The following is a 24939-nucleotide window of genomic DNA, read 5'->3' as shown; positions in this document are numbered from 1 at the left end:
GCCACCTGCCCGCGCCCACCCGTGACCTGAGGGGCGAGGACCGGCGTCAGGGCCGGCCGATGCCGGCGGAGTGTCCGGTGGGCCGGTCGGTGTCCGCCTTCGGCCGCGGACGGGGGCGGGCCCGGCCGGCGGCCAGCGGCGCCAGGGCGAAACCGATGCCGGCGGCGACGAGGTGGCCGACCGTCGTGAAGTCCGGCAGAGGTCCGCTCCAGTCGGCGCCGCCGAGCGGCCAGCCGAGCACGAAGGCCGCCCAGGGCAGCCGGGCGCGGCGCGGCAGCAGGGCCGTGGCGGCCCCCATGACGGCCTGGGCGCCGTAGCTGACGCCGAAGTCCCAGGCCTGACGCACGCTCTCCGGGTACCAGCCCTGTCCGAGCGCGGCCATGATGACCAGGGCGGTGAGCAACGTCGCCCCGATGTGCCCGGCGAGGAAGGCCCCGAACGCCCGTGCGGTGCCCAGCCGGTACTCCAGCCAGGCCAGGCAGCCGGCGACGCCGATGCCCAGGGTGATGAACGTGCTCGCGAAGCTGGACGAACCGACGTCGGTCAGGGTGCCGTCGAAGAACAGGGCGCTGCCGAACAGGGCGGCGAGCGGATGGTCGGCGAGGTTGTCCAGGTTGGTGCTGACGTGGTGCAGCAGGACGGCCGAGTTGTCGGCCGGCAGCACGGACTCGACCCAGACGTGGGTGAGCAGCAGCAGGCACACATAGGCGAAGGTCAGCGGCGACCGCCTCGGGTAGGCCCGGACGGCGAGCGGGAGGCGGCCCATGGCTTCGGTTCCGTTCTCTTGCGGGTGGGGCGTCGGCCCCGGGGAGGTCGTCCCCGGGGCCGACGCCCCACCCCTGGTGCGGGGGAGGGGTGGGGAAGCTGCGTGTTCCGGTGCTCAGCCGGCCTCGGCGGCCAGCGCCGCGGCGCGGTCGGCCCGGCGGGTGCGGTCGGCCGGGTCGCTCCGGTGGGTCCGGTCGGCCGGGGTGGGGGTCAGGCCGGCGACCAGCTCGGCGATCACGTCCAGCGCACGATAGGCCTCCAGTTCGGTACGCAGCTCCTCGGCACGCCGACGGTACCCGGGGTCGGTCAGGACCCGCTCGACCGCGGCCGCCACGGCCTCGGCGGACGGCCGGCCGGTGCGCAGGTTGACCCCGGTGCCGGTCCACTCCACCCGGGCGGCGACCTCCGGCTTGTCCTCGCTCCCGCCGGCGACCACCAGCGGCACGCCGTGTCCGAGCGCGGTGTGCACGCCACCGTAGCCGCCGTTGCTGACCAGCACGTCCGCGTGCGGGAGCAGCGCGTCGAACGGGACGTACCCGGCCGCCCGGACGTTGGCGGGCAGTCGGGACACCGCGGCGGTCAGCAGCCGCTCCCCGTCCCGGCGGCCGGTGGCCGCGACGACCAGCAGGTCCGACCGCTCGCCCAGCGCACGCACCGTCGGTGCCAGCAGCGCCGTCACATCGCCGTTGGCGGCGGTGCCCTGGGTGACCACGACGACCTTGCGGCCCTCCGCCCGGGCCCGGGTCAGCTCGGGCCACCACGGCGGCAGCGGCGCGCCGTCCGGTGCGGGCAGCGGCAGGGCGCCGACGAATCGCACGTTGGTGGGCAGGTCGCCGCGCGGGTACTCGAAGCCGGGCACGGTCAGCTGCAGGAAGTGGTCGGCGGCCTCGGTGACGGCCCGGGCCCGCTCGCCGGCGGGCAGTTCCACGCCGGCGGCGGCGAAGGCCCGGCGCACGTGTTCGGTCACCGGCCGGCCCCGCTCGGCCAACTGCTCGGTGAGCGCCGCGTAGCGGGCCCGCTCGGCGTCGTCCGCCGGTGGGAGCAGGCCCGGGCCGAACGGTGCGGTGTCCCGGCTGCCCACCATCACCGGGAACGTGCCGACGGCCACCACGACCGGGCGGTCACCGGCCTTCCGCTCGAGCGCCAGGGCGGCCCCGCCCAGGAAGAGACTGTCGTAGATCAGGGCGGCCGTCGGGAACTGTGCCAGCAGCTCGTGCAGGGCGGCGAGTTGGGCCGGCACCGGGTCGCCGAAGATGTGCATGGCGTCCCAGGCGGTCCGTTCCGGGCCGGGCGGTACCAGCTCCCGCTCGGGGAAGGCGACGGCGAGGTCGCGATCGTCGAAGTCGGCCTCCGCGGGCAGCGCGCGGAAGCCGAGGCCCGCCGCCGCCACCGGCTCGGCGAAGCGGGCGCCGCCCAGGAACACCACGTCGTGGCCCAGTCCGGCGAGGTGGCCGGCGATCCGCAGCAGCGGACCGGTGTGCCCGGCGGCGGGGGTGGCCGCGACGATGACCTTGGGCATGGGGGGTTCCCTTCGGGGAGTGCGGCGGCCGAGGGGGAGACGGCGCCGTCGGCAGGGGGACGACGGCTCCGGGGCCGTCGGCACCACCGTGGCCGAACGGAATGAACATCCGATCAACGTCCGATCGCCATCGCGGGAGCCGACCGGCTCGCGGATGCCGTGGCGCGCACACCATGCTGACGGATGCCCGGCGGTCGCGTCACCATGTCACCGGCACGGTCCGCCGGGTGATCTGCCGGTGTGTCGGGCACGCCCTAAGGCAACTCCTGCTCGGCCCAGATGGTCTTGCCGTGCCGGGTGTAGCGGCTGCCCCAGCGGTCGGTGAGCTGGGCGACCAGGTAGAGGCCGCGGCCGCCCTCGTCGGTGACCCGGGCCCGGCGCATCCGGGGCTGGGTGGCGCTGGGGTCGGAGACCTCGCAGGTCAGCCGCTCGGCGTGGATCAGCCGGACCTCCACCGGGCCGCCCGCGTAGCGGATGGCGTTGGTGACGAGCTCGCTGAGCACCAGCTCGGTGGTGAAGACCAGGTCCTCCAGCCCCCAGGCGGTCAGGTGCTCCGCGGTCCGCTCGCGGACGGCGGCGACGGCGGCCGGGTCGGCCTCCACCGACCAGGTCGCGGTGGACTCGGGCGGCACGGCCCGGGTGCGGGCCAGCAGCAGCGTGACGTCGTCGGCGAGCCGGTCCGCCGGCCGGCCGTCGACCAGCTCCCGGCCGAGCTCCGGCAGTGCGGCGGTGGTGGTGCCGGGCCGGGCGAGGCGGCGGCGCAGCTCGGCCATGCCCTCGTCGAGGTCGGTCTCGCCGTCGCGGCCGTGGATCAGGCCGTCGGTGTAGAGCGCGAGGAGGCTGCCGGGGACGACCTCGACCTCGGCCACCTCGAACGGCAGTCCGCCGACGCCGAGCGGCGGCCCGGGGCGCACCGGCACGTACTCGACGCTGCCGTCCGGCGCGGCGACGGCGGGCGGCGGGTGGCCGGCCGAGGCGACCGCCAGCCGCCGGGACACCGGGTCGTAGACGGCGAAGACGCAGGTCGCGCCGAAGGCGACGGCGCGGCGGGGAGGGGGCCACTCGTCGCCGTCCGCGGGACCGCCCGGCGCGGACGCTCCGGCGCCGGGGCGGGACACCTCGCCGTCACCGGCCGCACCCCCGCTCCACCGGCTCCCGCCGTGGTCGGGCGCGTGCCCCCAGCCCTGGTCGAGGCCGCCGCCGGGCACCTCGGGGGCGTACGGCTCGTCCTCGTCGGCCAGCAGCCGGGAGACCAGGTCGTCGAGGTGGACGAGCAGTTCGTCCGGCTCCAGGTCGAGGTCGGCGAGCGTGCGGACGGCGGTGCGCAGCCGGCCCATGGTGGCGCTGGCCTCCAGCCCGTGGCCGACCACGTCGCCGGTGACCAGGGCGACCCGGGCGGAGGACAGCGGGATCACGTCGAACCAGTCGCCGCCGACGCCGGTGGCGGTGTCGGTCGGCAGGTAGACGCTCGCGGTGCTGACCGCGGAGGTCTCGGTCTGCGCCGGCGGCAGCAGGCTCCGCTGCAGGCCGACGGCGGCCCGGCGCTCGCGGGTGTAGCGGCGGGCGTTGTCGAGCGCCAGCGCGGCACGGGCGGCGATCTCGCGCAGCAGGTCGTGGTCGGCCGGCCCGTACGGCGGGCGGTGCGGGCCGCGGCGGACGGTCACCCGGCCGAGCAGGGCGCCGCGGGCGCGCAGCGGCGCGGTCATCACGGTGGCCGGGTCGTCGCTGGTGGCCGGGGCGTCGTCGGGGGCCTGGGCGGAGGCCCCGGCAGGGGGTGCGGCAGGGGGTGCCGCCAGGTCGTGGCCGCCCGGCGGGTCGGTGGCGTCGACCAGGACCTGCTCGGCGGCGGCCGGCACGGCGAAGGCGTCAGCGCCGGAGCCGGGGTGCTGGTCGACGGCGACGGCGGCCCGCCGGAGCAGCAGCCGGCCGTCGCGGTCCGGTACCGGCTCGTCGCCGCTGAAGACCGCCTCGGCGACCTCGACCACCGCGAGGTCGGCCAGTCCGGGCGCGAGCACCGCGGCCAGCTCCTCGGCCGTCCTGGCGACCGAGAGGGAGCTGCCGACCGCGGCGGTGGCGCGGTGCAGGACGGCGAGGCGTTCACCCGTCCGGTGGAGCTCGGTGACGTCCGTGAACAGCGCGGTGACGCCGATCGCGTTGCCGTCGGGCGCCTGCAGCCTGAAGGCCGAGACGGCCATCACCGCGCCGCGGCCCGGGTCGTCGATCGTGCGGACCAGCTCCTCGGCCAGCACCAGCGGCCGGCCGGACTCCAGCACCTCGTGCAGGTGGCGCTCGACCGCCGCCGCGTCCGCGGCCTGCAGGAAGTCGCCCAGGCGGTGGCCGCCGAGGTCGGGCGGGAGGCCGGTGTAGGGGAGCAGGTGGGTGTTGGTCCTGACCAGCCGGAGCCGGTCGTCGAAGACGGCGAGACCGACCCGGTCCTGGAGGAACAGCTCGCGGGTGAACGCCTGGTCCTGGCGCCACTGGGCGACCAGGCCGGCTGGGGCGGCGAGCACGAAGTAGCGAGGCTCCGCGTCGCCGGGGGCACCCGGGTCGGCAGTGGGGTCGCCCTGGTCGGCAGCGGGGTCGGCTCCGGCGTCGGGCGTCGCAGCAGGACCGGGCGCGGCGAGCGGGAGCACCTGGAAGACGACCCCCAGGTCGTCGCCGTCGCCGGAGCGCACCACGGCCTGGCCGGACCAGGCGCCCGACGCCCGGGCCGCCAGCAGCGCGGGCCAGGTGGCCGGGTCCGCGAGCAGCGCCCGGACCGACCGGCCACAGACCTGGTCCGCCCGCAGGGAGAGCAGTCGCTCGGCCTCCGACGTCCAGCGGGTGATCCGGCCGGCCGCGTCGAGCAGCGCGCCGGCCGCGCGGTCGACGTAGGGGAACCGCCGGCTGTCCATGTGCACCCCTCGGATGTGTCTCGCCCGTGTCCCGCCGACCGGCCGTTCGCCGCCCGGCGGTCGTGACCGCGACCGACCCGCGACCGACCGTGGTGCTCGGGCCGCCCGTCCGCTCCCGGCCGTGCAGGCCCACCCCGCCATCATCCCTCCGACGGGCGCAGCCGCCAGCGGTACGGAGCAGCGCGGGTACGGCGCGCAGTGCGGCGGGCGCGCGGAGTGGCGGTACCCGCGCACCCGAGGCGCGCTGTCGCGAGGCGCGCAGTGGCTGCGCGAGGGGTTCTCGGGCCCGGCCTCTTATTGTACTCTCCGTCAATAAGCGGGGTCGGCGGGGACCCCGCAGGCCACGCACCTGGAGGCAGCCATGACCCGGACCGGTACGGCGGCACGGTTCCACGGCCACACCGCGGCCGACGACGACGTCTCGAAGCGGCTGCTGGAGTCGGCCGCCACCCTCTCCTACGACCCGGCGACCGAGATCGACTGGGAGGCCCCGCTCCCCGACGGCCACTACGGCCTCAACCCCGAGTGGAGCACCCTGTACGGCACCCGCCTCTGGGGCGAGATGTCGGAGGAGCAGCGGGTCACCCTCACCCGGCACGAGGTCTGCTCGATCATGACGACCGGGATCTGGTTCGAGATGATCCTGCAGCAGATGGTGCTGCGCGACCAGTACCTGAAGGACCCGGGCAGCGCCGAGTTCCGCTTTGCGCTCACCGAGATCGCCGACGAGTGCCGGCACTCGATCATGTTCGCCCGGGCCTGCGAGAAGATGGGCGTCCCGCAGTACAAACCGAACCGGCTGATCGCCCAGGCCGGCCGCCTCTACAAGGCCACCGCCCGCGGCGAACTCGCCTACGGCGGCATCCTCGTGGCCGAGGAGGTGCTCGACGTCATGCAGCGCGACTGGATGCGCGGCGAGAACGTCCTGGAGATCGTCCGCGGGACGTCCCGGATCCACGTGGTCGAGGAGTCCCGGCACATGAAGTTCGCCCGCCAGGAGATCCGCGAGCGGCTGCGGGACGCGGGCCCGGCGCGGCGGCGGGCCGCGGCGACCGGCATCGCCGCCGGCGCGTTCGTCATCGTCGGCAGCATGGTCCACCCCGGCGTGTACCGGGCCGCGGGCCTGGACGTCGAGCGGGCGGTCGCCGAGGTGCGCGGCAGCGAGCACCGCCGGGCGATGATGCGCACCAGCTCGCGCCACCTGATGGCGTTCCTGGCCGAGGCCGGGCTGCTCACCCGTGCCTCGACGGCGATCTACCGCCGCATCCACATGCTCTGAGCCGGCAACTGCCCCGAGCCGGGCGACTCCCCGGACCCGGCACCGTGCCCCGAGCCCGGCACGCACGCCGAGCCCGGGCCGCGCTGCCGGCGGCCCGGTACCGCAGCCCGCCCCGATCGACCCTCCCTCCCCCACGCAGCGAGGACCCCACCCCGGCCATGGCCTACGCGATCACCCAGACCTGCTGCAACGACGCCTCCTGCGTCTCCGTCTGCCCGGTCAACTGCATCCACCCGACACCCGACGAGCCCGCGTTCGGCAGCACGGACATGCTCTACGTCGACCCGGCCGCCTGCATCGACTGCGGCGCCTGCGCCGACGCCTGCCCGGTCGACGCGGTCTTCCCGGTCGACCGGCTCGCCGGCCCCGACACCGTCTTCGGCGACCTCAACCGGCAGTACTTCCAGGACCACCCCGGTGACCACGCCTGGAGCGCGCCGACCTTCCCGCGCAGCCTGCCCGACGGCCTCGGCGCGCTGCGCGTCGCCATCGTCGGCACCGGCCCCTCCGCGAGCTACACCGCGCAGTCGCTGCTCCGCACCACCGGCGCCGACATCACGATGATCGACCGCCTGCCCGTGGCCGGCGGGCTGCTGCGCCACGGCGTGGCCCCCGACCACCAGGCCACCAAGCGGATCGCCGAGAGCTTCGCCTCCCTCTTCCACCACCCCCGGCTCACCGTCCACCTCAACGTGGAGGTCGGCCGCGACGTCAGCCACGCCGAACTGGCCGCCCACCACCACGCGGTGGTCTACGCGGTCGGGGCCGCCGGCGACCGCCGGCTCGGCCTGCCCGGCGAGGACCTGCCCGGAAGCCTGCCCGCGACCACCGTCGTCGGCTGGTACAACGCCGACCCCACCGTGCCGGCCGACGCCGTCGACCTCTCCGCCGAACGGGTCGTCGTGATCGGCAACGGCAACGTCGCCGTGGACGTCGCCCGGATCCTGCTGCTCGACCCGGACCGGCTCGCCGCCACCGACATCGCCGACCACGCGCTGGCCGCGCTGCGCGGCAGCCGGGTACGCGAGGTGGTGCTGCTGGCCCGCCGCGGGCCGGAACAGGCGGCCTGGACCAGGCCCGAGTTCCTCGCCCTGCGGCAGCTGCCCGGCGTCGAGGTGGTGGTGCAGGACCATCCGGAGGTCCGGGCCGCGCTCGCCGACGCCGCCCCCGGCTCCAAGGCGGCCCTGCTGGCCGGGCTGCCGCTGGAGACGGTCGACACCGCCGCGCCGCCGCGCCCGGGGAAGCGGATCGTGCTGCGCTTCCTCGCCACGCCCGCGGCCCTGGCCGGCGACGGCCGGGTGGAAGGGCTCCGGGTCGAGGACGGCCGGGGTGGCGGGGGGACCGTCGCGGCCGGCCTGGTGGTGCGGTCCATCGGCTACCGGGGCGTGCCGGTGCCCGGGCTCCCCTTCGATGTGGACACCGCGGCCGTCCCGCAGCGCGTCGGCCGGGTGGTCGACCCGGCGACCGGGGAACCGCTGCCGGGGACGTACGTGGTGGGCTGGGCCAAGCGGGGCCCCTCGGGCGGGATCGGCGCCAACCGGGCCTGCTCCCAGGAGACCGTGGACGCCTTCCTGGACGACGCGGCCGCCGGCGTGCTGCCCGTGCCGACCGGTGGCGGCAAGGAGCTCGCCCGGCTGGTCCGCAGCCGCCGGCCGGACGCCCTCGGACTCAAGGAACTGCGCGCCATCGACCGCACCGAGCGCGAGCTCGGCCGGGCCGCCGGCCGGCCCCGGATCAAGCTCACCACCGTCCCCGCCCTCCTCGCCGCCACCCGCCGCCGCCCCCGCTGACCCGCGGGCCGCGGGTCACCGGTTGCCCGCGCAGAAGGTCGACGGGGCCGACTTCGTGTGGGGAAGGGAGGTGGTGGGTCGGTGGCCGCCGGAGGGGCGGCCACGGGCACCCGCCGCCCTCAGGTCGACCACCGTCCCGCTCTCGACGGCCTCTCGTATCCGCTGCTCCGGCCCGCCCGACTCCGCCACGCCGCCGCCCCTCCCGCCGCTGTCCGAACCGCAGCACCCTACCGACCGGGCTCGTTGCACGAAGAGCCGCCCGGGAGACCTGCGCCCGTGCCGCGGGAGGCCCGGGCGCCGGTCTCCGCCACGCCGGTGCTCCCGGTGGCTCGACGCCTGCCGGAGCCGCCCGCGGCTGCACGGGAAGTCGGACCGGCCGACGTCCCGTGCAGCGCCGGTGACGCCGGTGGCACCACCGCTGCGGCCACCAGCGGGAACGCCACCACCAGCGCGTACGCCGTGCCGTAGCCGGCCGCTGCGATCAGCGCGCCCATCGTCGGGGCGACGCAGGCCGCGACCGCGTTCTGCACGGTGGTGTGCACGCCCAGCGCCCGGCCGGCCCAGGCCGAACCCGCGTACTCGGCCACGGCCGTGAACGACAGTCCGTTGGTCGACACCGTCAGCACGCCGGCCGCCACCAGCGCCGCCACCGCGACCGCCGAGCCGGTGGACGCGCCGGCCGCGAGCACCGCCAGCGCGCCGGCCGCGGTCAGCGCCAGCCGCCGCATCGGGCCCACCCGGCTGCCGGCCACGTCCGACCAGCGCCCGGCCGCGAGCCGCGTGCCCGCCCCGGCCACCTGCACGCAGGCCAGCAGCGGACCGGCCGCCGCGGGCGGCCACCCGCGCGCGTCCACCAGGAAGACCAGCGCGAACACCGACACCGTGAACTGCGGCACCACCAGCAGCGTCGCCGCCCCATGCAGCCGCCACAGCACCGAGGTCCGGTACGGGTTGCCGGCCCGCCTCCCGTCGCCGGCCGCCGGCCGCGCCGGATCCCGGACGGCCGCCACCACCAGGAGCGCCGCCCCCAGGCTCGCCCCGCCCAGCACGACCAGCGCGGTCGCCCGCCCGTGCCCGGCCAGCGGCGGCAGCAGCAGCGCCGCGACGGCGACGCCCAGCGGCAGCGAGGTCTGCCGCAGGCCCATCGCCAACCCGCGCTGCCGCGCCGGGAACCAACCGAGGATCAGCCGCCCGCTGGAGGCGTGCGCGGACGCCCCGGCCGCGCCCGCCAGCAGGAAGCAGGCGCCGAGCCCGACCGTGCCGTCCACCCGCGCCGCCCCCAGCAGCACCAGCCCGCCGAGCCCCAGGCCGGACGCCAGCACCCACCGCTCACCCCACCGGTCCGCCGCCGCTCCCCACGGGGTGAGCGTCAGCACCAGGCCGATCGTCGGGCAGGCGGCCATCAGGCCCGCCTGCGAGAGCGACAGCCCCTCGTCCCGCAGCGCGGGGATCAGGTACGGCAGCCCGAACTGGAACGCGCACCCGGAGGTCATCGCGAACATCCCGACCGCCAGCACCAGCCAGCGCCGCCGGTCGCCCTGCTCCTCGTCCATGCGGGGCAGCTCATCAGATGAACGGGTGATTCAGTAGGGCCGCCCACCTGACGGACGGCGGCTTCCCGCTGCCCGCGGGTGAGCGGGTTCGGCGATGCGGACGGTGCGGCCTGCGCGTCCTGGACGAGGTCGGACGTGCCGCCGTGGCGGCCCTGCGGTGCGGCCGGGGTGCGCCTGGCGGGGCAGCCTCGGCGTCAGGGGCGGGGGTCCCCCGGGAGACGTGCCCGGGGATCCGCACCGGAGTGCACGCCGTGGACCGCCGGCGCAATCCCGTTCCCGCCGGGCGTGCGGACCCGGCGGGAACGGAGTCGGGGAGGAGGCACGGGAACGCGCCGCGGCCGCTACGCCGCTACGCCGCCACGCGTCGCGCCGGGTCGTACGCCTCCCGGACCCGCGCCTGGGCGGCCGGGCCGGCCCCGAGGTGGTCCAGGCCGAGCAGGGCCGCGCCCAGCACGGGCGGCGCGACCACGACGCGCGGCTCGGCCAGCGGCGCCGCCGCGGCCAGCCGGGCGGTGACGTTGTCCAGCAGCAGGGGCTGCCGGGAGGCGAGCACCCCGCCGCCCAGCACCACCGGGGTCGGCTGGTCCAGCAGGTCCAGCCGTCTCAGCGCGACCACGGCGAGCCGGACGATCTCGTCGGCCTGCCGGTCGATCAGCTCCCGGGCCACCTGGTCGCCGTCCCCGGCCACCGCGAACAGCACCCGGACGATCTCGTGCAGCCGGGCGAACGGGAGCTGCCCGAGGTGGACGGCCTCGGCGACGGCGCCGGTGCTGGGCAGCGCGAAGTGCTCGGCGATGGCCCGGGCCAGCGCGGTGGGGCCACCGCGGCCGTCCTCGGCGCGCACGGCGTGCCACATGCTGCTGACGGCGAGGCCGCTGCCGCCGCCCCAGTCGCCGGTCAGCTCACCGAGGGCGGGGAACCGGGCCGTGCGGCCGTCGGGCAGCAGCCCGACGCAGTTGATCCCGGCGCCGCAGACGACGGCGATGCCGCGCGGGCCGTCGGTGCCGGCCCGCAGGAGCCCGAAGGTGTCGTTGGCGACGGTGGTGCTGTGCCCCCAGGGGTGGGACTCCAGGGCGGCGCGCAGCGCCTCCTCCTCGACCGGCAGGTCGGCGTTGGCCAGGCAGGCGCTGACGTGGCTGGTGAGCACGCCGCTGCGGAGGGAGAGGCCGGCGGCGGCAGCCGCCTCCTCGACCAGGGGCGCGAGGCCGGCGACGGCGGCCGCGCCGCCGATGGTCTGCGGGGCGAAGCCGCCGCCCCGGGCCGAGCCGTGGACGGTGCCGTCGGCGCCGATCAGGGCGACGTCGGTCTTGGAGTTGCCCGCGTCGATGGCGAGGACGCCGGGCAGGAGTGGTTCGGGCTGGTGGGTCATGAGGTCCCCGCGGCTCGTCAGTGGCCCGGCCGTGGTCCCCGGCCGGGGGTGGTGGGTCTCCTCGCGACCCGGCCCGCGGGGCCCTCCGCGCAGGGGCGGGCGGGGCGCGCGGGCCGGGTGCGGCGGGCCGTCAGGCCCAGGCGAGGTGCTCGCGGTTGTGGGCGAGCAGCCGGTCCGTCAGCTGGTCGGCGAGTTCGATCTGGCCGACCAGCGGGTGGGCGAGGAGGGCGTCGAAGACGCGGTCGCGGCCGCCGTGCAGGGCGGCGTCGAGGGCGAGGTGCTCGTAGGCGGTGACGGCCGCGATCAGGCCGGCGTACAGGGGCTCGACCGGCCGCTGCGGCAGCGGGCGCACGCCCGCCGCATCGACCTCGGCCGGCACCTCGATGACGGCGTCGTCGGGCAGGAACGGCAGCACGCCCTCGTTGCGGGCGTTCACCACCTGCACCGACGTCCCGCCGCCGGTGCCCAGCAGGGCGGCGATCAGCTGCACCGCGGCCTCGGAGTAGAAGGCGCCGCCGCGCTTGCCCAGCAGCTCGGGCTTGGTGTCCAGGGTGGGGTCGGCGTACAGCTCCAGCAGCTGCCGCTCGATCGCGGCGACCTCGGAGGCCCGGGAGCCCTTGGCCTTCGACTCGGCCACCACGGCGTCGTGCTGGTAGAAGTAGCGCAGGTAGTAGGAGGGGACGACACCGAGGCGCTCGATCACCCGCTGCGGCAGCAGCAGGTCCTCGGCGATCTCCTTGCCGAAGCCGCCGAGCAGCTCGGGCAGCACCTCCCGGCCGGTGGCCGCGCCGGGGGCGTCGAGCAGGGTGACGCCGCGCTCCCAGGTGAGGTGGTTGAGGCCGACGTGGTCCAGGCGGATCAGCTCCGGGTCGACGCCGAGGTGCCCGGCGAAACGCCGCTGGAAGCCGATGGCGACGTTGCAGAGGCCGACGGCCCGGTGCCCGGCGTTCCGCAGCGCGCGGGTGACGATGCCGACCGGGTTGGTGAAGTCGACGATCCAGGCGTTCGGGTTGGCGCGGCGGACCTTCTCGGCGATGTCCAGCACCACCGGGACGGTGCGCAGCGCCTTGGCGAGGCCGCCGGCCCCGGTGGTCTCCTGCCCGACGCAGCCGCACTCCAGCGGCCAGGTCTCGTCCCGGTCGCGGGCCGCCTGGCCGCCGACGCGCAGCTGCAGCAGCACCGCGTCGGCGTCGGCGACGCCGGCCTCGACGTCGGTGGTGGTCGTGACGGTGGCGCCGTGGCCCTGCTTGGCGAAGATCCGCCGGGCGAGGGCGGCGATCAGCTCCAGCCGGTCGGCCGCCGGGTCGACGAGCACCAGCTCGCCGATCGGCAGGGTGTCCCGCAGCCGGGCGAAGCCGTCGATCAGCTCCGGGGTGTACGTCGAACCTCCGCCGACGATGGCCAGCTTGAGTGAGGACATCAGCCCTTGACCCCTGTCAGTGTCACGCCTTCGATGAAGGCTTTCTGCGCGAAGAAGAAGAGGACGATCACCGGCGCCATCACCAGCAGGGTGGCGGCCATGGTGAGGTTCCAGTTGGTGTGGTGGGCGCCCTTGAACGACTCCAGGCCGTAGGAGAGGGTCCAGGCGCCGGGGTTGTTGCTGGCGTAGATCTGCGGGCCGAAGTAGTCGTTCCAGCAGTAGAAGAACTGGAACAGCGCGACCGCGGCGACGGCCGGCCTGGCCATCGGCAGGACCACCCGGAGCAGGGTGCGCAGGTCGCCGCAGCCGTCGATCCGGGCGGCCTCGATGTACTCCTTGGGGATGGTCAGCAGGAACTGGCGCAGCAGGAAGATCGAGAAGGCGTCGCCGAAGGCCATCGGGACGATCAGCGGCCAGAGCGAGCCGCCGAGGCCGAGCTGCTTCGCCCAGAAGAGGTACATCGGGATGACGGTGACCTGTGGCGGCAGCATCATCATCGCGATCACGGCCATCAGGGCGAGGTTGCGGCCGCGGAAGCGGAACTTGGCGAGCGCGTAGGCGACCGGCAGGCTGGAGACGATGGTCAGCAGGGTGCCGAGGCCCGCGTAGAGCAGGGTGTTGCGCCACCAGGTGAGGAAGCCGGGCGTCTCCCAGACCTCGGCGAAGTTGCCCCACTCCCACGAGGTCGGCCAGTAGTCGGTGGTGAGCGCCTGGCTGTCCGTCATCACCGCGGTGAGGAAGGCGAAGACGAACGGCAGCAGGAAGAACAGGGCGGCGGCGATCGCCAGCGCGTGGACGGCCACCCAGTTGAGGATCGCGCGCCGGCGGGCGGCGCGGGCGGCGGCGGTGGGCGCGCGGCGGGCGGGCCGCCGGGCGGGCGCCTCGGTGGCGAGGGTCGGGCTGAGAGTCATGATCGGTTCCTCACTGTCCGCTAGTCGTCGCTCGCCATGAAGCCGGACTTGCGGCGGAGCAGGATCGAGGTGACGGCCATCGCTAGGGCGAACAGCACCAGGGCGACGACGCACGCCGCGCCGTAGTTGAAGCGCTGGAAGCCGAGGTTGTAGACCATCTGGGGCAGGGTCCAGGTGGAGCCCTGCGGGTAGCCGGGCTCGAACTGCTGCCCGGAGTTGCCCGCGATGCCGCCGGCGACCTTCCCGGCGACGATCGCCTGGGTGTAGTACTGCATGGTCTGGATCACCCCGGTGACCACCGCGAACATGATGATCGGCGAGATGTTCGGCAGGGTGACGTACCGGAACCGCTGGAGCGGGCCGGCCCCGTCGAGTTCGGCGGCCTCGTACTGCTCCTTGGGGACGTCCAGCAGCGAGGCCATGAAGATGACCATCAGGTCGCCGATGCCCCACAGGGCGAGCATGGTGAGCGCGGGCTTCGACCAGTCCGGGTCGGCGAACCAGCCCGGCTGGGGCAGGCCCAGCTCGCCCAGGAGGTGGTTGAGCGGGCCGGTGCCGGGGTTGAGCAGGAAGGCGAAGGCGACCGTGGCGGCCACCGGCGGGGCGAGGTAGGGCAGGTAGAACACGGTGCGGAAGAAGCCGACGCCGGTCTTGATCCTGGTGATCAGCAGGCCGATGCCGAGGCCGAACGCCACCCGCAGGCCCACCATGACGACGACCAGCCAGAGGGTGTTCCGCAGGCCCTGCCAGAACGCCGGGAGGTCGTTGAGGACGTAGTCCCAGTTCTTCAGGCCGTTGAAGGCGGGCGCGCCGAAGCCGTTGTACTTGGTGAACGAGAAGTAGACGGTGGAGATCAGCGGGTACAGGAAGAAGACGCCGAAGCCGATCAGCCAGGGGGAGAGGAAGGCGAGGGTGCGGGCCGCCTCCCGGCGGCGCTTCCGGCGCAGCAGGTGCTGCGTGGAGGGCGCCGCCGGGTCGGTCGGTCCGGTGGCCCTGCGGGTGCCGAACGCGAGTGACATGGGAGCTCCGTGGGCCGTTCCCGCTACTTCGCCTGGGCGATGGCGGCGTCGATCTCCTTGGCCGTGGCCGCGAGGCCGGCCTGGAGGTCGGGCTGCTTGCCGGACTCGTAGTCGTAGCCCAGGTTCTGCAGGGAGACGATGTAGCCGCCGCCGTTGACGCTCGCCGGGGTGGTGCCCGAGTGGGGGTTCCTGGCGACGTCCAGGAAGGTCTTGAAGTTCGGGTCGCTGACCAGCTTGGGCGAGTTGAGCGCCTCGAAGGTGCTGGGCACGTTGTGGATCGCGTTGGCGAAGGAGACCACCGCGTCGGTGTCGGTGGTCAGGTACTTGACCAGCTCCCAGGCGGCGGCCTGCTTCCGGCTGGTGCTGGCGATGCCGACGATGGTGCCGGTCTGGTAACCGCGGCCGTAGGTGTCGGCCTGGTCGTCCGGGACGGGGAACGGCGCGGTGGCCCACTCGAAGTCGGGCTTGTTCTCGGCGAGCGAGGCGGTGCGCCACTCCCCGTCGATGGCCATCGCGACCTGGCCGGTGTGGAAGGGGTTCTTGGCGCTGAACTCCTCGCCGAAGGTGGCCCGGTACTTGTCCAGCTTGGCGTAGCCGCCGAGCTTGTCGACCAGGCCCTTCTGCCACGTCAGCATCGCCGCGACCTTGGGGTCGGTGGCGAGGCTGGACTTGCCGTCGGTGCCGAAGTAGGTCGGGCCGTACTGGCCGAGGAAGTGCTCGGTGGTGGACTCGTAGCCGTGGTACAGCGGCATGAAGCCCAGCTGCTTGTAGGAGTCGCCGTCGGCGACGGTCAGCTTGGCGGCGGCGTCGGCGAACTCGCTGAAGGTCTTCGGCGGCGCCGTGATGCCGGCGGCGGCGAAGGCCTTCAGGTTGTAGTAGAGGCCGTAGGCGTCGCCGAGCAGCGGCAGCGAGCACTGGTTGCCCTGGAACTGCGTGTAGCCGAGCATCGCGGCCGGGAAGGTCTTGGCGGTGTCGATGCCGCTCTTGGCCAGGAACGGCTTGAGGTCGACGAAGGCCTTGGTCGAACAGAACATGCCGACGTTGTTGGTGGTGAAGGAGGAGACGACGTCCGGGGCGTCGTCGCCGCCGGCCCGCAGGGACTGGTTGATCTTGTCGTCGGCGATGTTGCCGACGGTCTTCACGTGGATGTTCGGGTGGGCCTTCTGGAAGGCGGCGATGTTCTCGTCGATCGCCTTCACCTCGGACTCCTGGCTCCAGCCGTGCCAGAAGGTGATGGTCACGTCCTTGCCGCTCGCCGAGTCGTCGTTGCCCCCGGCGTCGCTGCTGCCGGTGCAGGCGGAGGCGAACAGGGCCAGGACGGCGGTGCCGGCGACGGCGGCGAGCGTGCGGCGGCCTCTGCGGGGGGTGTTGGCGTGCACTTCGAGGTCCTCCTGGGGGTGCGCGGGCAGGCGTCAGCGCCTCCGGGCCCGCGTTCGGGGGTTGGGGGAGAGGAGAGGTGTGCAGGTGCGGGTCGGTGGTGTCGGCGGATGCGGTGCGGTGCGGGCGGTGTGCGGGTGCGGTGCGGGCGGTGGTGCGTGGTGCCGGTGGACTCCGGGCGGTCAGTGGGTGGAGAAGACCGCCTCCCGGGCGGCCGACAGCGCCCGTTGCAGCGCGCCGAGCAGAACGGGGGAGCCGGTCAGGCCGCTGCTGCGGACCTCCGGCCGGGCGATCGAGATCCGGGCCAGCTCCTCCTCGACGAGCGTGCGCAGCCGTTCGCCGCCCGCCGTCGGCACTCCGCCGGAGACCACCACCAGCTGGGGGTCGACGACGGCGACGATGACGGCCAGGCCGACGGCGAGCCGCCCGGCCAGCGCCGCGAGGAAGTCGTCCCCGGCACCGGGGGTCTCCAGGGCCTTCGCGAGCGACTCCTCCGCGGTGGGCGCGCCGAGCCCGTGCTCCCGGGCCAGGGCGCGGACGGCGGGTGCGCCGACCAGCTCCTGGAACCCGCCGGAGTTGCGCCGCCGGACGTCCCGCATGACCGGGGCACCGGGCACCGGCATGTAGCCGACCTCCCCGGCGCCGCCGGTGAAGCCGCGGTGCAGCCGGCCGGCGATCACGATCGCGGCGCCGGTGCCCTCGCCGGCCCAGAGCAGGACGAAGTCCTCGGAGCCCCGGGCCGCTCCGGAGGCCTGCTCGGCGACGGCGGCGAGGTTCACGTCGTTCTCGATCGACACCGGGGCGCCGATCGCCGCGCTCAGCTCCTGGAGCAGTCTCGGCGCGTGCCAGCCGGGCAGGTGGGAGGCGTAGCGGAGCTTGCCGGTGACCGGATCGGGCGCGCCGCCGACGCCGATGGTCACGGTGTGCAGGCTGCCCTCGGCGAGCCCGGCGGCCCGGACGGTCTCGGCGACCGCCCCGGCCACCCGGGCCACCGTCTCGGCGGCCGGCCAGCCCTTGGTGGGTGCGGTGTGCTCGGCCAGGGTGGTGCCGGTGATGTCGGCGACGGCGACCCGCACCTCGCTGGTGGTGACGTCCAGCCCGGCGACGTACCCGGCGGCCGGATTCACCTGGTACAGCTGCGCGTTGGGGCCGGGTCCGCCGGCGGTGGTGCCGACCGGCAGGACCAGCCCGGCCGCCTCCAGGCGGGCCAGCAGCTGGGAGGCGGTGGGCTTGGAGAGCCCGGTGAGGGTGCCGATCTGGGTCCGGGAGAGCGGTCCGTTCTCCAGCAGCAGTTCGAGGGCGGCGCGGTCGTTGATGGCGCGCAGCAGGCTGGGGGTCCCGGCGAGGGGGGCCTTGGCGGTCGACTTGGTCACGCGGAGATCCTCCCTCCTCCCGCTGGTCGCGGCGGCCGTCGGGCCGACTCGCGCGAACTGTTAGGAAACTTTCCAGTCGCTTGCCAAGGACCGTACGGCGCTCCTCCGGAGGGTGTCAATGGCCCTTCCGGCGGAGGTTGCCGAAGCGTTACCGCGCAGCACGAAGCCCCGCTCCCCCGAGTGTTCGGGAGGCGGGGCTCTCGTCCGGTTCCGCCGCGGGCTCCGCGGGCCGTCAGGGCGTCCTGGCGCCGTCGTCGGCCGGCTTGACCGGGGCCGGTATCGGTGCGGTCGCGAGGTAGCGGGGCGAGGCCGGGTCGGCCAGCGCGGACGGCGGGGCGGCGTCGGTGGGCGCCGCGGACACGGCCGCCGTGAGCACCGCCGCGGCGGCGGCCGTACCGGCGGCGGCAGCGGCGGCCCCGGCCGGCGCGGCCTCCTCCTTGACCTTGATCCCGGCCAGGTCGAACGCCGCCTTCAGGCGCTGCCGCAGCGCCCGCGCCACGCTCAGCGACTTGCCCGGCGCCGTCCGGGCCTCCACCCGCAGCACCACCGAGTCCGCGGCGACCGACTCCATGCCCAGGATCGACATCGGCGCCCAGACCAGCTCGTCGAACGGGGCCTCCTTGGCCATCGCCTCCGCCGTCTCCCGGATCAGTGCCTCGGCCCGGTCGAGGTTCTCCTTGTAGGCGATCTGGACGTCCACCGTGGCGGTCGACCAGCCCTGGCTCATGTTGGCGATCCGCTTCACCTCGCCGTTGCGGATGTACCAGATCTCACCGTTGGCGCCGCGCAGCTTGGTGACCCGCAGGCCGACCTCCAGCACCGTGCCGGTGGCCACCCCGGTGTCGATCTCGTCGCCGACGCCGTACTGGTCCTCCATGATCATGAAGACCCCGGAGAGGAAGTCGGTGACCAGGTTGCGGGCGCCGAAACCGATGGCCACACCGGCCACACCGGCGCTCGCCAGCAGCGGCGCGAGGTTCACCCCGAGCGCGGAGAGGACCATCAGCGCCGCGGTGCCCAGGATGGTGAACGAGGCGACGCTGCGCAGCACCGAGCCGATCGCCTCCGAGCGCTGCTGCCGGCGCTCCGGGTTGACCACCCCGGTGTTGGCCAGCAGCCCGCCGAGCACGCCCGGCTCGTCGTGGCTCTCGGCCGGCTTGATCATCCGCGCTATCAGCTGGGTGATCAGCTTGCGCACCACGGCGCGCAGCACCAGCGCCAGCACGACGATGAAGACGATCCGGACCCCGCTCGCCAGCCACTCCTGCCAGTGCGAGTCGAACCAGCTGGCGGCCTGCTTGGTGGTGTCGCTGACCTCCTGCGCGCTGGTCGGGATTCTGAGGTCGAGCTGCGGCACCGCCGGGGCCGTCGGGCTCGGCGACGGGCTCGACGGCGTGGAGGTGAGCGTCGTCGTGGACGTACCGGCCAGGAGACCGGCGTCACCGGAGCTGAACACAGGCGGGACCTTCCTGCAGGGTGCGTGGCACAGCCCGCCGGCGCGGAAGCATGCCGTGGCCTGCGGACCGTCCGCCTTAGCCTATCGGCCGCCGGAGCGCCCCCCGGACACGCCGCGAGGGCGCCCGGAGGCGGAACGCCCGCAGGTCGGGCGCGGTTGCCGGGCGCTTCCGGGACCCTTCGGCGGCGCGCGGAGAAGGCCCGAACGCCCCGTCAACGCCTCTGCACGCCCCTGTGGCGCCCCTGGACAGGGCCCGGGTCCGCCCCGCCCCCGGACTGCTCCGACCGGCCGAGCCGTCCCCCGGGCGGGCGCGGGAAGGCGCCACCGGGCTTCCGCGTGCAACCCGTCCCTCCCCCGGGCATACGGGGTATGACAGAAGCCACACCCGGAGTTCACGTCAGGTCCGTTACACAGGAGTGGTGGCGCCGTACGAAGGCGTAAGGCGACACTGGGGGAGATCACGCACCCGTTGTGTGATCCAACCGCTCGTCCCGGCGCGAGCCACGCGCCGCAGGCGTCCAAGGAGGCATCCGTGCCGCATGTCCTGGTCCTCAACGCGTCCTACGAGCCACTCGGCGTCGTATCGATGCGCCGCGCACTCATCCTGGTCCTCAACCACAAGGCGGTCAGCCTGGAGGACTCGGGAGTCACTCTGCACAGCGCCACCAGCGCCCTTCCGGCGCCGTCCGTCGTCCGCCTGACCCGCTTCGTCCGGGTTCCGTTCTGCGGGCCCGTCCCGCTCACCCGCCGGGCGCTGTTCGCCCGCGACCACGGCCGCTGCGTCTACTGCGGGGCCGCCGCCACCAGCGTCGACCACGTCATCCCGCGCAGCCGGGGCGGCCAGCACCGGTGGGACAACGTCGTGGCGGCCTGCCGCCGCTGCAACCACACCAAGGCCGACCGCCACCTCACCGAACTCGGCTGGCGCATGAAGCGCCAGCCGGCCCCGCCCAGCGGCCTCGCCTGGCGCATCATCGGCACCGGGATCAAGGACCCGCGCTGGCGGCCCTACCTGGAGCCGTACGGCGGCGCGGACCAGCTGCGCGCCCCGCAGTGGGGCGAGTACGAACACCACGACCATACCGAGGCGCACCCCGTCCCGCTCGGGCGGGCCCACGCCGCCCACCCCGCCCCCGTCCGCCGCGGCGAGCAGCCCGAACCGCTCTCCGCCTGACCCCGCTCCACAAGGGCCTGCCCTCACGACTTCCGGTACGCCTCATGGGCCGCCGCGCACCCCGCCCGGGGAGCGCGGCGGCCCGCCGTCGTGCGGGGCCCGTCAGGGCTTCTGCGGCGGCGCGCTCGGGGCGGTCGTCGGCTGCGCGGCCGGCGGCTGGGCGGCCGGGGCGGCCGGCTGCTGCCCGGCCGGCGGGGTCGTCGCCGAGGTGACGGCGTAGACCTCGATGCCGTAGAGCGAGTAGCCGAACTTGGTGGCTCGGGCGACGCCCTGCATCCGGAGGAACTTCGCCCCCGGCGCGTCGAAGCGCACCGTCTCGTTGCCGCCCTTGCCGTCGTCCACCGTGGCCACCGTGGTCCAGGAGACGCCGTCCGCCGAGGTCTGGATCTTGTACGAGGAGGCGTACGCGGACTGCCAGTGCAGCACCGCCGAGCCCAGGTGGGTGGCCTTCGGCAGCTCCAGCTGCACCCAGGCGTCGTCCTTGGCCGGCGAGGACCAACGGGTCTTCGGGTCGCCGTCGGCCACCGCGGAGGCGGGGAAGGTCGGCGTCTCGTCGGCCGAGGAGCTCGCCTGCGCGGTGGTGGCCAGGTCGGGACCGCCGGTCGGCGGCACCACGTGCACCTGCAGCACCTGCCGGACCGTGGTCGAGCCGGAGACGAACAGCACCGGCACCTGGTACGTCCCGGCCGGCGTGTCGGCGGCGGCGCTGACCTGCAGCGGCACGCCCACCTTGCCGCCGCGCGGCACGGTCACCCCGCCGACCGGGGCGACGGTCAGGCCCTTGGCGGCGGCCGGCACCTCGGTGCGCAGCTCGCCGGTCGCGCCCTCCGGCCGGCCGGCCTCGACCACCGCGCGGGCCTGCGCCGGCGCGGCCGCGCCGGTCACCACGTCCAGCGAGGCGTCGGCCAGGCTGAGCCGGGCGGCCGGGACGTCCGCGTACCAGGGGATCACCTGGTTGACCACCGGCGGCTCGCCGCCGGCCTTCCAGGCCATCCGGAACGCGTCCGCGCTCTGGCCGCCGGCCGCCAGCTCGTTGTAGCCGGGCTGGACGGTGCCGATCTCCACCCACGTCCCGTCCGCGCGGCGCAGCGAGACGGTGGCGCTGGCCCGCACGGACGGGTCGGTGAGGATGGTCAGCCGGTCCAGCGGCCGGGCCGCGCCCAGCTCCACGGTGAGCGGCTCGTCGGCGACGGTCGGCGCGGTGGCCGCCCGGTACGCGGTGTCGGGGTTGCCGTCCAGGACGGCGGAGGCCGAGGCGCCGGGCAGCGCGGCCGGTCCGCCGGAGACGCTGGCCGGGGCCTCGTCCGGCGCGGTCACGGTGAACTCGCGCACCGCCACGGCGGTCTTCTGGGCGGCGGTGGCACGCAGCCGCACCCCCCGTACCACCGTGCCGGCGGGCACCTGGGCGCTGATGTTCTTCTGGTTCCTCACCACCGCGAGCTGCTTCCAGCCGCCCTCGCCGGTGGAGTACTCCAGCACGCCGTCGCGGATGTAGTCGTCCATCGCGGTCCGGCCGTCCGGGCCGCTGCCCCAGGAACCCATCAGTACGGTGACGGTGCCGACCGGGCGGCCGCCGCCGAGGTCCAGGCCGACCGAGTCGCCGGGCTGCGGGGGTGCCGAGCTCCAGTAGAAGGTGTCGGCCACGCCGTCGGTCATCAGCGCGGGCAGGTGGTCGTGGGCGGTGCCCATGCTGGTGGTGGCCGTGATGCCGCCGCCGACCACGCCGGCCCAGTTGTCGGCGGCCTGCACGGCGCGCTCCAGGAACGGGCCGAGCACGCCCGCGCCGACCGTCGCCGGGCTCTGGCCGAGCTGCTCGCGCAGCCTGTTCAGCTCGACCCGGGCCTTCCAGGCGGCCGCGCCGTCGCCGCCGCGCTGGGCGAGCAGCATGTCCAGCGCGGACTGGCCGGCCAGTCCGTAGTCGTGCAGCGAGGCCAGCCACGGGCCGGACTCGGCGGCCAGCGCGGCGGTTGCCGGGGTGGCGGCCAGCGTCCGCTGGGCGTTCGCCATGGCGGCGAAGGCCTCCCGCAGCGGGGCCGCGGCCTCTATCAGCTTGGCGAGGTCCGGCGCGGCGCCGGAGTTCGGCTCGGCGGCCGCCCAGAAGCGGTCCAGCAGCGGCGCGAGGTAGCCGGACTCCTGCTTGGAGAGCGGGGAGGAGGAGCTGTTGCCGGCCAGCGCGGTGACGGCGGCCAGTGCCTCCCCGGCGGGCGTGGCGGAGGTGCCGGTCGGGCCGGCGAGCGAGCGCAGCGCGGCCTGCCAGGACTCCTCCGGCTTGTAACCGGCCGGGTTCCAGGCGAAGTCGCCCGCGGTGGCCAGCGCGATCCGGGAGGCGACCGGCTGCTGCATCGCGCCGGTCAGCAGCACGGCCGAGCGGGTGGCGACCTCGGTGTCGCGCCCGCCGTACGCGCCGAGGAAGAGCCGGTCCGGATTGGCGTCGTTGACCGGGTAGTTGTCCATGGTGACCAGCGGACGCCCGTACAGGCCCGCGGTCTCCGAGGTCTGGGCGCCGGTGACCTTCTCCGGGATCACCCCGCCACCGCTCCAGGCCACCTGGACGGCGTCCGGCAGCGCCGCCGCCAGCGCCTTGCGGTACGGCGTGGCGCCCTGCTTGTGGTACTCGGTCGGGACGATCGACAGCGGCGCCAGCCCCGGGTTCCGGGCGATCAGGCGCTCCTGCACCTTGGCCACCAGCTCGGCCTGCGCCTTGGCGGCGGCGGCCGGGCCGGTGCCGTACGTGGAGCGGTCGTCGCCGCAGTGCCACTCGTCGTAGGAGACGTCCAGGAACTGCAGCTGGAAGGCGGTGAAGCCGAGCTTGCGCAGCCCGTCCAGCTTGGCCACCAGCGCGTCCGCGTCCTTGGCCGAGCTGTAGCAGAAGGCCTGCCCGGGGTCGATCGCGTACCCGAGCGTGACGTGGTTCCTCCGGGCGCGGGCGCCCAGCGCCTTCAGCTCCTCCGCCTTGGCGGCCGGGTAGCCGTCGCGCCACCGGGAGAGCCGGTACGGGTCGTCGCCCGGGGCGTACAGGTAGAAGTTCTGCTTCGACCGGCCGAGGAAGTCGACCTGGTCCAGCCGCTGCTGCTGGGTCCACGGGGTGCCGTAGAAGGCCTCCGCCGTCCCGCGCACCGGCGCGCCGGTGGGCCAGTCGCGCAGCGTGATCCCGGGCAGCCCGAGCCCGGCCGCGCCGGAGTCCGTGCCCTGGCCGGCCGGCACCGCGGCCAGCAGCTGGCGCATGGACTGCGCCGCGTAGAAGGTGCCCGCGGCGTCCGTGCCGGCCAGCACCACCACGCCGTACGTGCCGCCGCCCTGGGCCGGCAGCTGGCCTGCCGACAGCACGTAGCCGCCGGCCGGCATCCCGGCGGCGGACGGCGCGGCGCCGTCCTTGCCGGCCGCGGCGGCCAGCTCGCCCAGCACCCGGTCCACCTCGCCGCCGGCGCCCTCGGCGGTCCCCCCGACGTACACCACCAGCGAACCGGCGGCCGGCGTGCCCGCGTCCGCCTGCGGCGTCACCGACGTCGCCCCCGCCACGCCCAGCACCTCGCGCACCGCGTCCACCGCGCCGAGGTCCGCCTTCGGGGCGGTCACCAGGGTCACCGCGGCGGGCACCGCGACCGGCTTGCCGGCCACGGTCTGCTCCTGCGGCCGCGGGAACACCTGCGGGTTGCTCATGCTGCCCAGCGGCGTCTGCGACGCGGTGCTCACCACGTCGGGCGCCGGGCTGTACGCGTACGCGGGCGGTCCGCTCACCAGCAGCCCGCCGACCACGGCCGCCGCCGACAGCGTCGCGGCCATCTGCAGGGTGCGCCGGCTCGGCGCTCCCGGCCGTGCGGCCGCGGCCCGTTCCGCCCGGACCGACGCCAGCAGCGGCTCGGTCCCCTTGAGGTCCGCGATCAGCCGGTCCGCCGTCCTGGGCGCCAGCTGACGGCACGTCCGGGCGGTCGCCCGGCGGGCCGCGATCGCCGCCGGGTGGTGCAACACGTCACGCAGCGCAGGGCTCTGTTCCAGCTGCTGCCGCAGCCGTCGACCTGCCGCGACGGACACTCGGGCTTGCACAGGAGCCTCCTCGCAGGCGGATACGACATCGCCGCCAAAGCCCACCAGTTGACCCAGCCGGTGTCAACGCCGTCGACTGGTATGACGAGTTTGTCTGCTTTGTCGCCCGGTTGGCCCAGGAAGCGCCGCGGGCCCGCTCCTGCCGGTCGGCAGGAGTGATGCCGTGGCGTCACGCCCCGGTGCCGGTCACGGTGGTGGCGATCGGCGCCAACTCGGCGTGGTCACCTGGCCCCTTCGCGGCTACACGGCGGTCGGGGGGCGAGCAGCGAACACCGTCATCATGAGTGTCACGCCCCACGATGACGATCCGGGGGGGGCGCTCGCCGTCTGGGGGGACGTCGAGGTGGGCGACGACTTCGGCCGGTCCGTCAAACACACCCTTTCCAACCTGTGAGGTCCTTCGTGAACGAGCTGCAGAGCCTGTTGGCCCTCTGCCCGGCGTCCGGGCCGAGGAACGCCGTCCTGCCGACGGCGCCGGCGGGGTTCGCCGTCCCGCCGAACCACCGGGCGCTGATCGGCGCCTACGGGCCGGGCTGCTTCGACGAGTTCCTCTGGGTCTACGCGGAGGGATCGGCCCAGCCCGGGCTGGACCTGGTCCGGCAGACGGAGGAGGTGCGCCGCCTCCTGCGGGAGTATCCGGAGCCCGACCTGCCGGCGCTGCTCGCCGAGGACGGCCTGACCACGGACGACCTGGTGCAGTGGGCGGGGACCGACAACGCCGACATGTTGTTCTGGCTGCCCGTGGGCGAGCCGGACGACTGGCCGACGCTGGCGGTCCAGGCCGGCCGGCTGAGGTTCGCCCGGCTGCCCCTGAGCTCCACCGGGGTGCTGCTCGCGCTGCTCTCCGGCGAGGTGCGGCTGGACCTCTTCCCGGACGACTTCCCGAGTGAACGTCCGGAGTTCTCGATCAGTCCGTACGCCTAGCGGCCGGAGGGGCCGGACAGGCGAGGGAAACGGCGGGGGCCGCCCCTCGGCGGGGCCCCCCCCCCGGGCGGG

Annotated in this window: 16 protein-coding genes; 4 read left to right on the top strand and 12 right to left on the bottom strand. The window is 75.1% G+C overall.

The features are described 5' to 3' along the window. Positions 1–46: 46 nt before the first annotated feature. The 3 genes from MCM47_RS24500 to MCM47_RS24490 all read right to left on the bottom strand — a co-directional run bounded on the left by MCM47_RS24500 (position 47) and on the right by MCM47_RS24490 (position 5178). Positions 47–766 carry a rhomboid-like protein gene (locus tag MCM47_RS24500; RefSeq protein ID WP_238863857.1) on the bottom strand — a complete coding sequence of 240 codons (720 nt, stop codon included), beginning with the start codon at positions 764–766 and terminating at the stop codon, positions 47–49. A 114-nt stretch (positions 767–880) separates the two neighbouring features. Continuing rightward, positions 881–2284, bottom strand: a complete 1404-nt coding sequence (locus tag MCM47_RS24495) for a glycosyltransferase (protein WP_238863856.1) — start codon at positions 2282–2284, stop codon at positions 881–883. Positions 2285–2538: 254 nt separating this feature from the next. Continuing rightward, positions 2539–5178 (bottom strand): SpoIIE family protein phosphatase, encoded by a 2640-nt coding sequence (locus MCM47_RS24490; RefSeq protein WP_238863855.1) that lies wholly within the window; start codon positions 5176–5178, stop codon positions 2539–2541. Between the two features lie 361 nt (positions 5179–5539). Between MCM47_RS24490 and MCM47_RS24485 the strand changes: the two genes are divergently transcribed. Both MCM47_RS24485 and MCM47_RS24480 read left to right on the top strand, forming a co-directional pair. After that, a complete protein-coding gene (locus MCM47_RS24485; protein ID WP_238863854.1) occupies positions 5540–6457 on the top strand; it encodes a diiron oxygenase in 918 nt (305 codons plus the stop codon). Between the two features lie 158 nt (positions 6458–6615). Continuing rightward, positions 6616–8247 carry an FAD-dependent oxidoreductase gene (locus MCM47_RS24480; protein WP_238863853.1) on the top strand — a complete coding sequence of 544 codons (1632 nt, stop codon included), beginning with the start codon at positions 6616–6618 and terminating at the stop codon, positions 8245–8247. Positions 8248–8474: 227 nt separating this feature from the next. On the opposite strand, the gene MCM47_RS24475 is transcribed toward MCM47_RS24480, so the two are convergent. The 8 genes from MCM47_RS24475 to MCM47_RS24440 form a co-directional block, all read right to left on the bottom strand. Continuing rightward, on the bottom strand, positions 8475–9800 hold the full coding sequence (locus MCM47_RS24475; RefSeq protein WP_238863852.1) for an MFS transporter: 1326 nt from the start codon (positions 9798–9800) through the stop codon (positions 8475–8477). 349 nt (positions 9801–10149) lie between these two features. Further along, complete coding sequence (locus tag MCM47_RS24470; protein WP_238863851.1) at positions 10150–11169, bottom strand: N-acetylglucosamine kinase; 1020 nt, start codon at positions 11167–11169, stop codon at positions 10150–10152. A gap of 130 nt (positions 11170–11299) precedes the next feature. Next, the gene (locus MCM47_RS24465; RefSeq protein WP_238863850.1) at positions 11300–12589 is read right to left on the bottom strand and encodes a 6-phospho-beta-glucosidase; all 1290 of its coding nucleotides are present in this window, start codon (positions 12587–12589) and stop codon (positions 11300–11302) included. Then, a complete protein-coding gene (locus tag MCM47_RS24460; RefSeq protein WP_238863849.1) occupies positions 12589–13500 on the bottom strand; it encodes a carbohydrate ABC transporter permease in 912 nt (303 codons plus the stop codon). Before MCM47_RS24460 ends, MCM47_RS24465 begins: the two co-directional genes overlap by 1 nt. Positions 13501–13520: 20 nt before the next feature. Continuing rightward, complete coding sequence (locus MCM47_RS24455) at positions 13521–14519, bottom strand: carbohydrate ABC transporter permease (protein ID WP_238863848.1); 999 nt, start codon at positions 14517–14519, stop codon at positions 13521–13523. Between the two features lie 23 nt (positions 14520–14542). After that, entirely contained in the window at positions 14543–15898 is a 1356-nt protein-coding gene (locus tag MCM47_RS24450) for an ABC transporter substrate-binding protein (protein WP_238863847.1), read from the bottom strand. A gap of 180 nt (positions 15899–16078) precedes the next feature. Beyond that, positions 16079–17269: an ROK family transcriptional regulator gene (locus MCM47_RS24445; protein ID WP_238863846.1), complete on the bottom strand. Its 1191-nt coding sequence runs from the start codon at positions 17267–17269 to the stop codon at positions 16079–16081. A gap of 232 nt (positions 17270–17501) precedes the next feature. Further along, the gene (locus MCM47_RS24440; RefSeq protein ID WP_374209205.1) at positions 17502–18626 is read right to left on the bottom strand and encodes a mechanosensitive ion channel family protein; all 1125 of its coding nucleotides are present in this window, start codon (positions 18624–18626) and stop codon (positions 17502–17504) included. Positions 18627–19257: 631 nt separating this feature from the next. Here MCM47_RS24440 and MCM47_RS24435 point away from each other — a divergent pair. Then, positions 19258–19899, top strand: a complete 642-nt coding sequence (locus MCM47_RS24435; RefSeq protein WP_238863844.1) for an HNH endonuclease — start codon at positions 19258–19260, stop codon at positions 19897–19899. Positions 19900–20001: 102 nt separating this feature from the next. On the opposite strand, the gene MCM47_RS24430 is transcribed toward MCM47_RS24435, so the two are convergent. Then, on the bottom strand, positions 20002–23943 hold the full coding sequence (locus MCM47_RS24430) for a beta-N-acetylglucosaminidase domain-containing protein (protein ID WP_238863843.1): 3942 nt from the start codon (positions 23941–23943) through the stop codon (positions 20002–20004). A 402-nt stretch (positions 23944–24345) separates the two neighbouring features. Between MCM47_RS24430 and MCM47_RS24425 the strand changes: the two genes are divergently transcribed. Continuing rightward, positions 24346–24867, top strand: coding sequence for a hypothetical protein (locus tag MCM47_RS24425; RefSeq protein ID WP_238863842.1), 522 nt, complete (start codon positions 24346–24348; stop codon positions 24865–24867). Positions 24868–24939 lie beyond the last annotated feature (72 nt).

The sequence above is a fragment of the Kitasatospora sp. A2-31 genome (genome assembly GCF_022288725.1).
In the GTDB taxonomy this organism is placed as follows: domain Bacteria; phylum Actinomycetota; class Actinomycetes; order Streptomycetales; family Streptomycetaceae; genus Kitasatospora.
This window is presented reverse-complemented; position numbering and strand designations above follow the sequence as displayed.

Coding starts and splice junctions, on each gene's coding strand:
- MCM47_RS24500 (WP_238863857.1), bottom strand. CDS start 766: ATGGGCCGCCTCCCGCTCGCCGTCCGGGCCTACCCGAGGCGGTCGCCG.
- MCM47_RS24495 (WP_238863856.1), bottom strand. CDS start 2,284: ATGCCCAAGGTCATCGTCGCGGCCACCCCCGCCGCCGGGCACACCGGT.
- MCM47_RS24490 (WP_238863855.1), bottom strand. CDS start 5,178: ATGGACAGCCGGCGGTTCCCCTACGTCGACCGCGCGGCCGGCGCGCTG.
- MCM47_RS24485 (WP_238863854.1), top strand. CDS start 5,540: ATGACCCGGACCGGTACGGCGGCACGGTTCCACGGCCACACCGCGGCC.
- MCM47_RS24480 (WP_238863853.1), top strand. CDS start 6,616: ATGGCCTACGCGATCACCCAGACCTGCTGCAACGACGCCTCCTGCGTC.
- MCM47_RS24475 (WP_238863852.1), bottom strand. CDS start 9,800: ATGGACGAGGAGCAGGGCGACCGGCGGCGCTGGCTGGTGCTGGCGGTC.
- MCM47_RS24470 (WP_238863851.1), bottom strand. CDS start 11,169: ATGACCCACCAGCCCGAACCACTCCTGCCCGGCGTCCTCGCCATCGAC.
- MCM47_RS24465 (WP_238863850.1), bottom strand. CDS start 12,589: ATGTCCTCACTCAAGCTGGCCATCGTCGGCGGAGGTTCGACGTACACC.
- MCM47_RS24460 (WP_238863849.1), bottom strand. CDS start 13,500: ATGACTCTCAGCCCGACCCTCGCCACCGAGGCGCCCGCCCGGCGGCCC.
- MCM47_RS24455 (WP_238863848.1), bottom strand. CDS start 14,519: ATGTCACTCGCGTTCGGCACCCGCAGGGCCACCGGACCGACCGACCCG.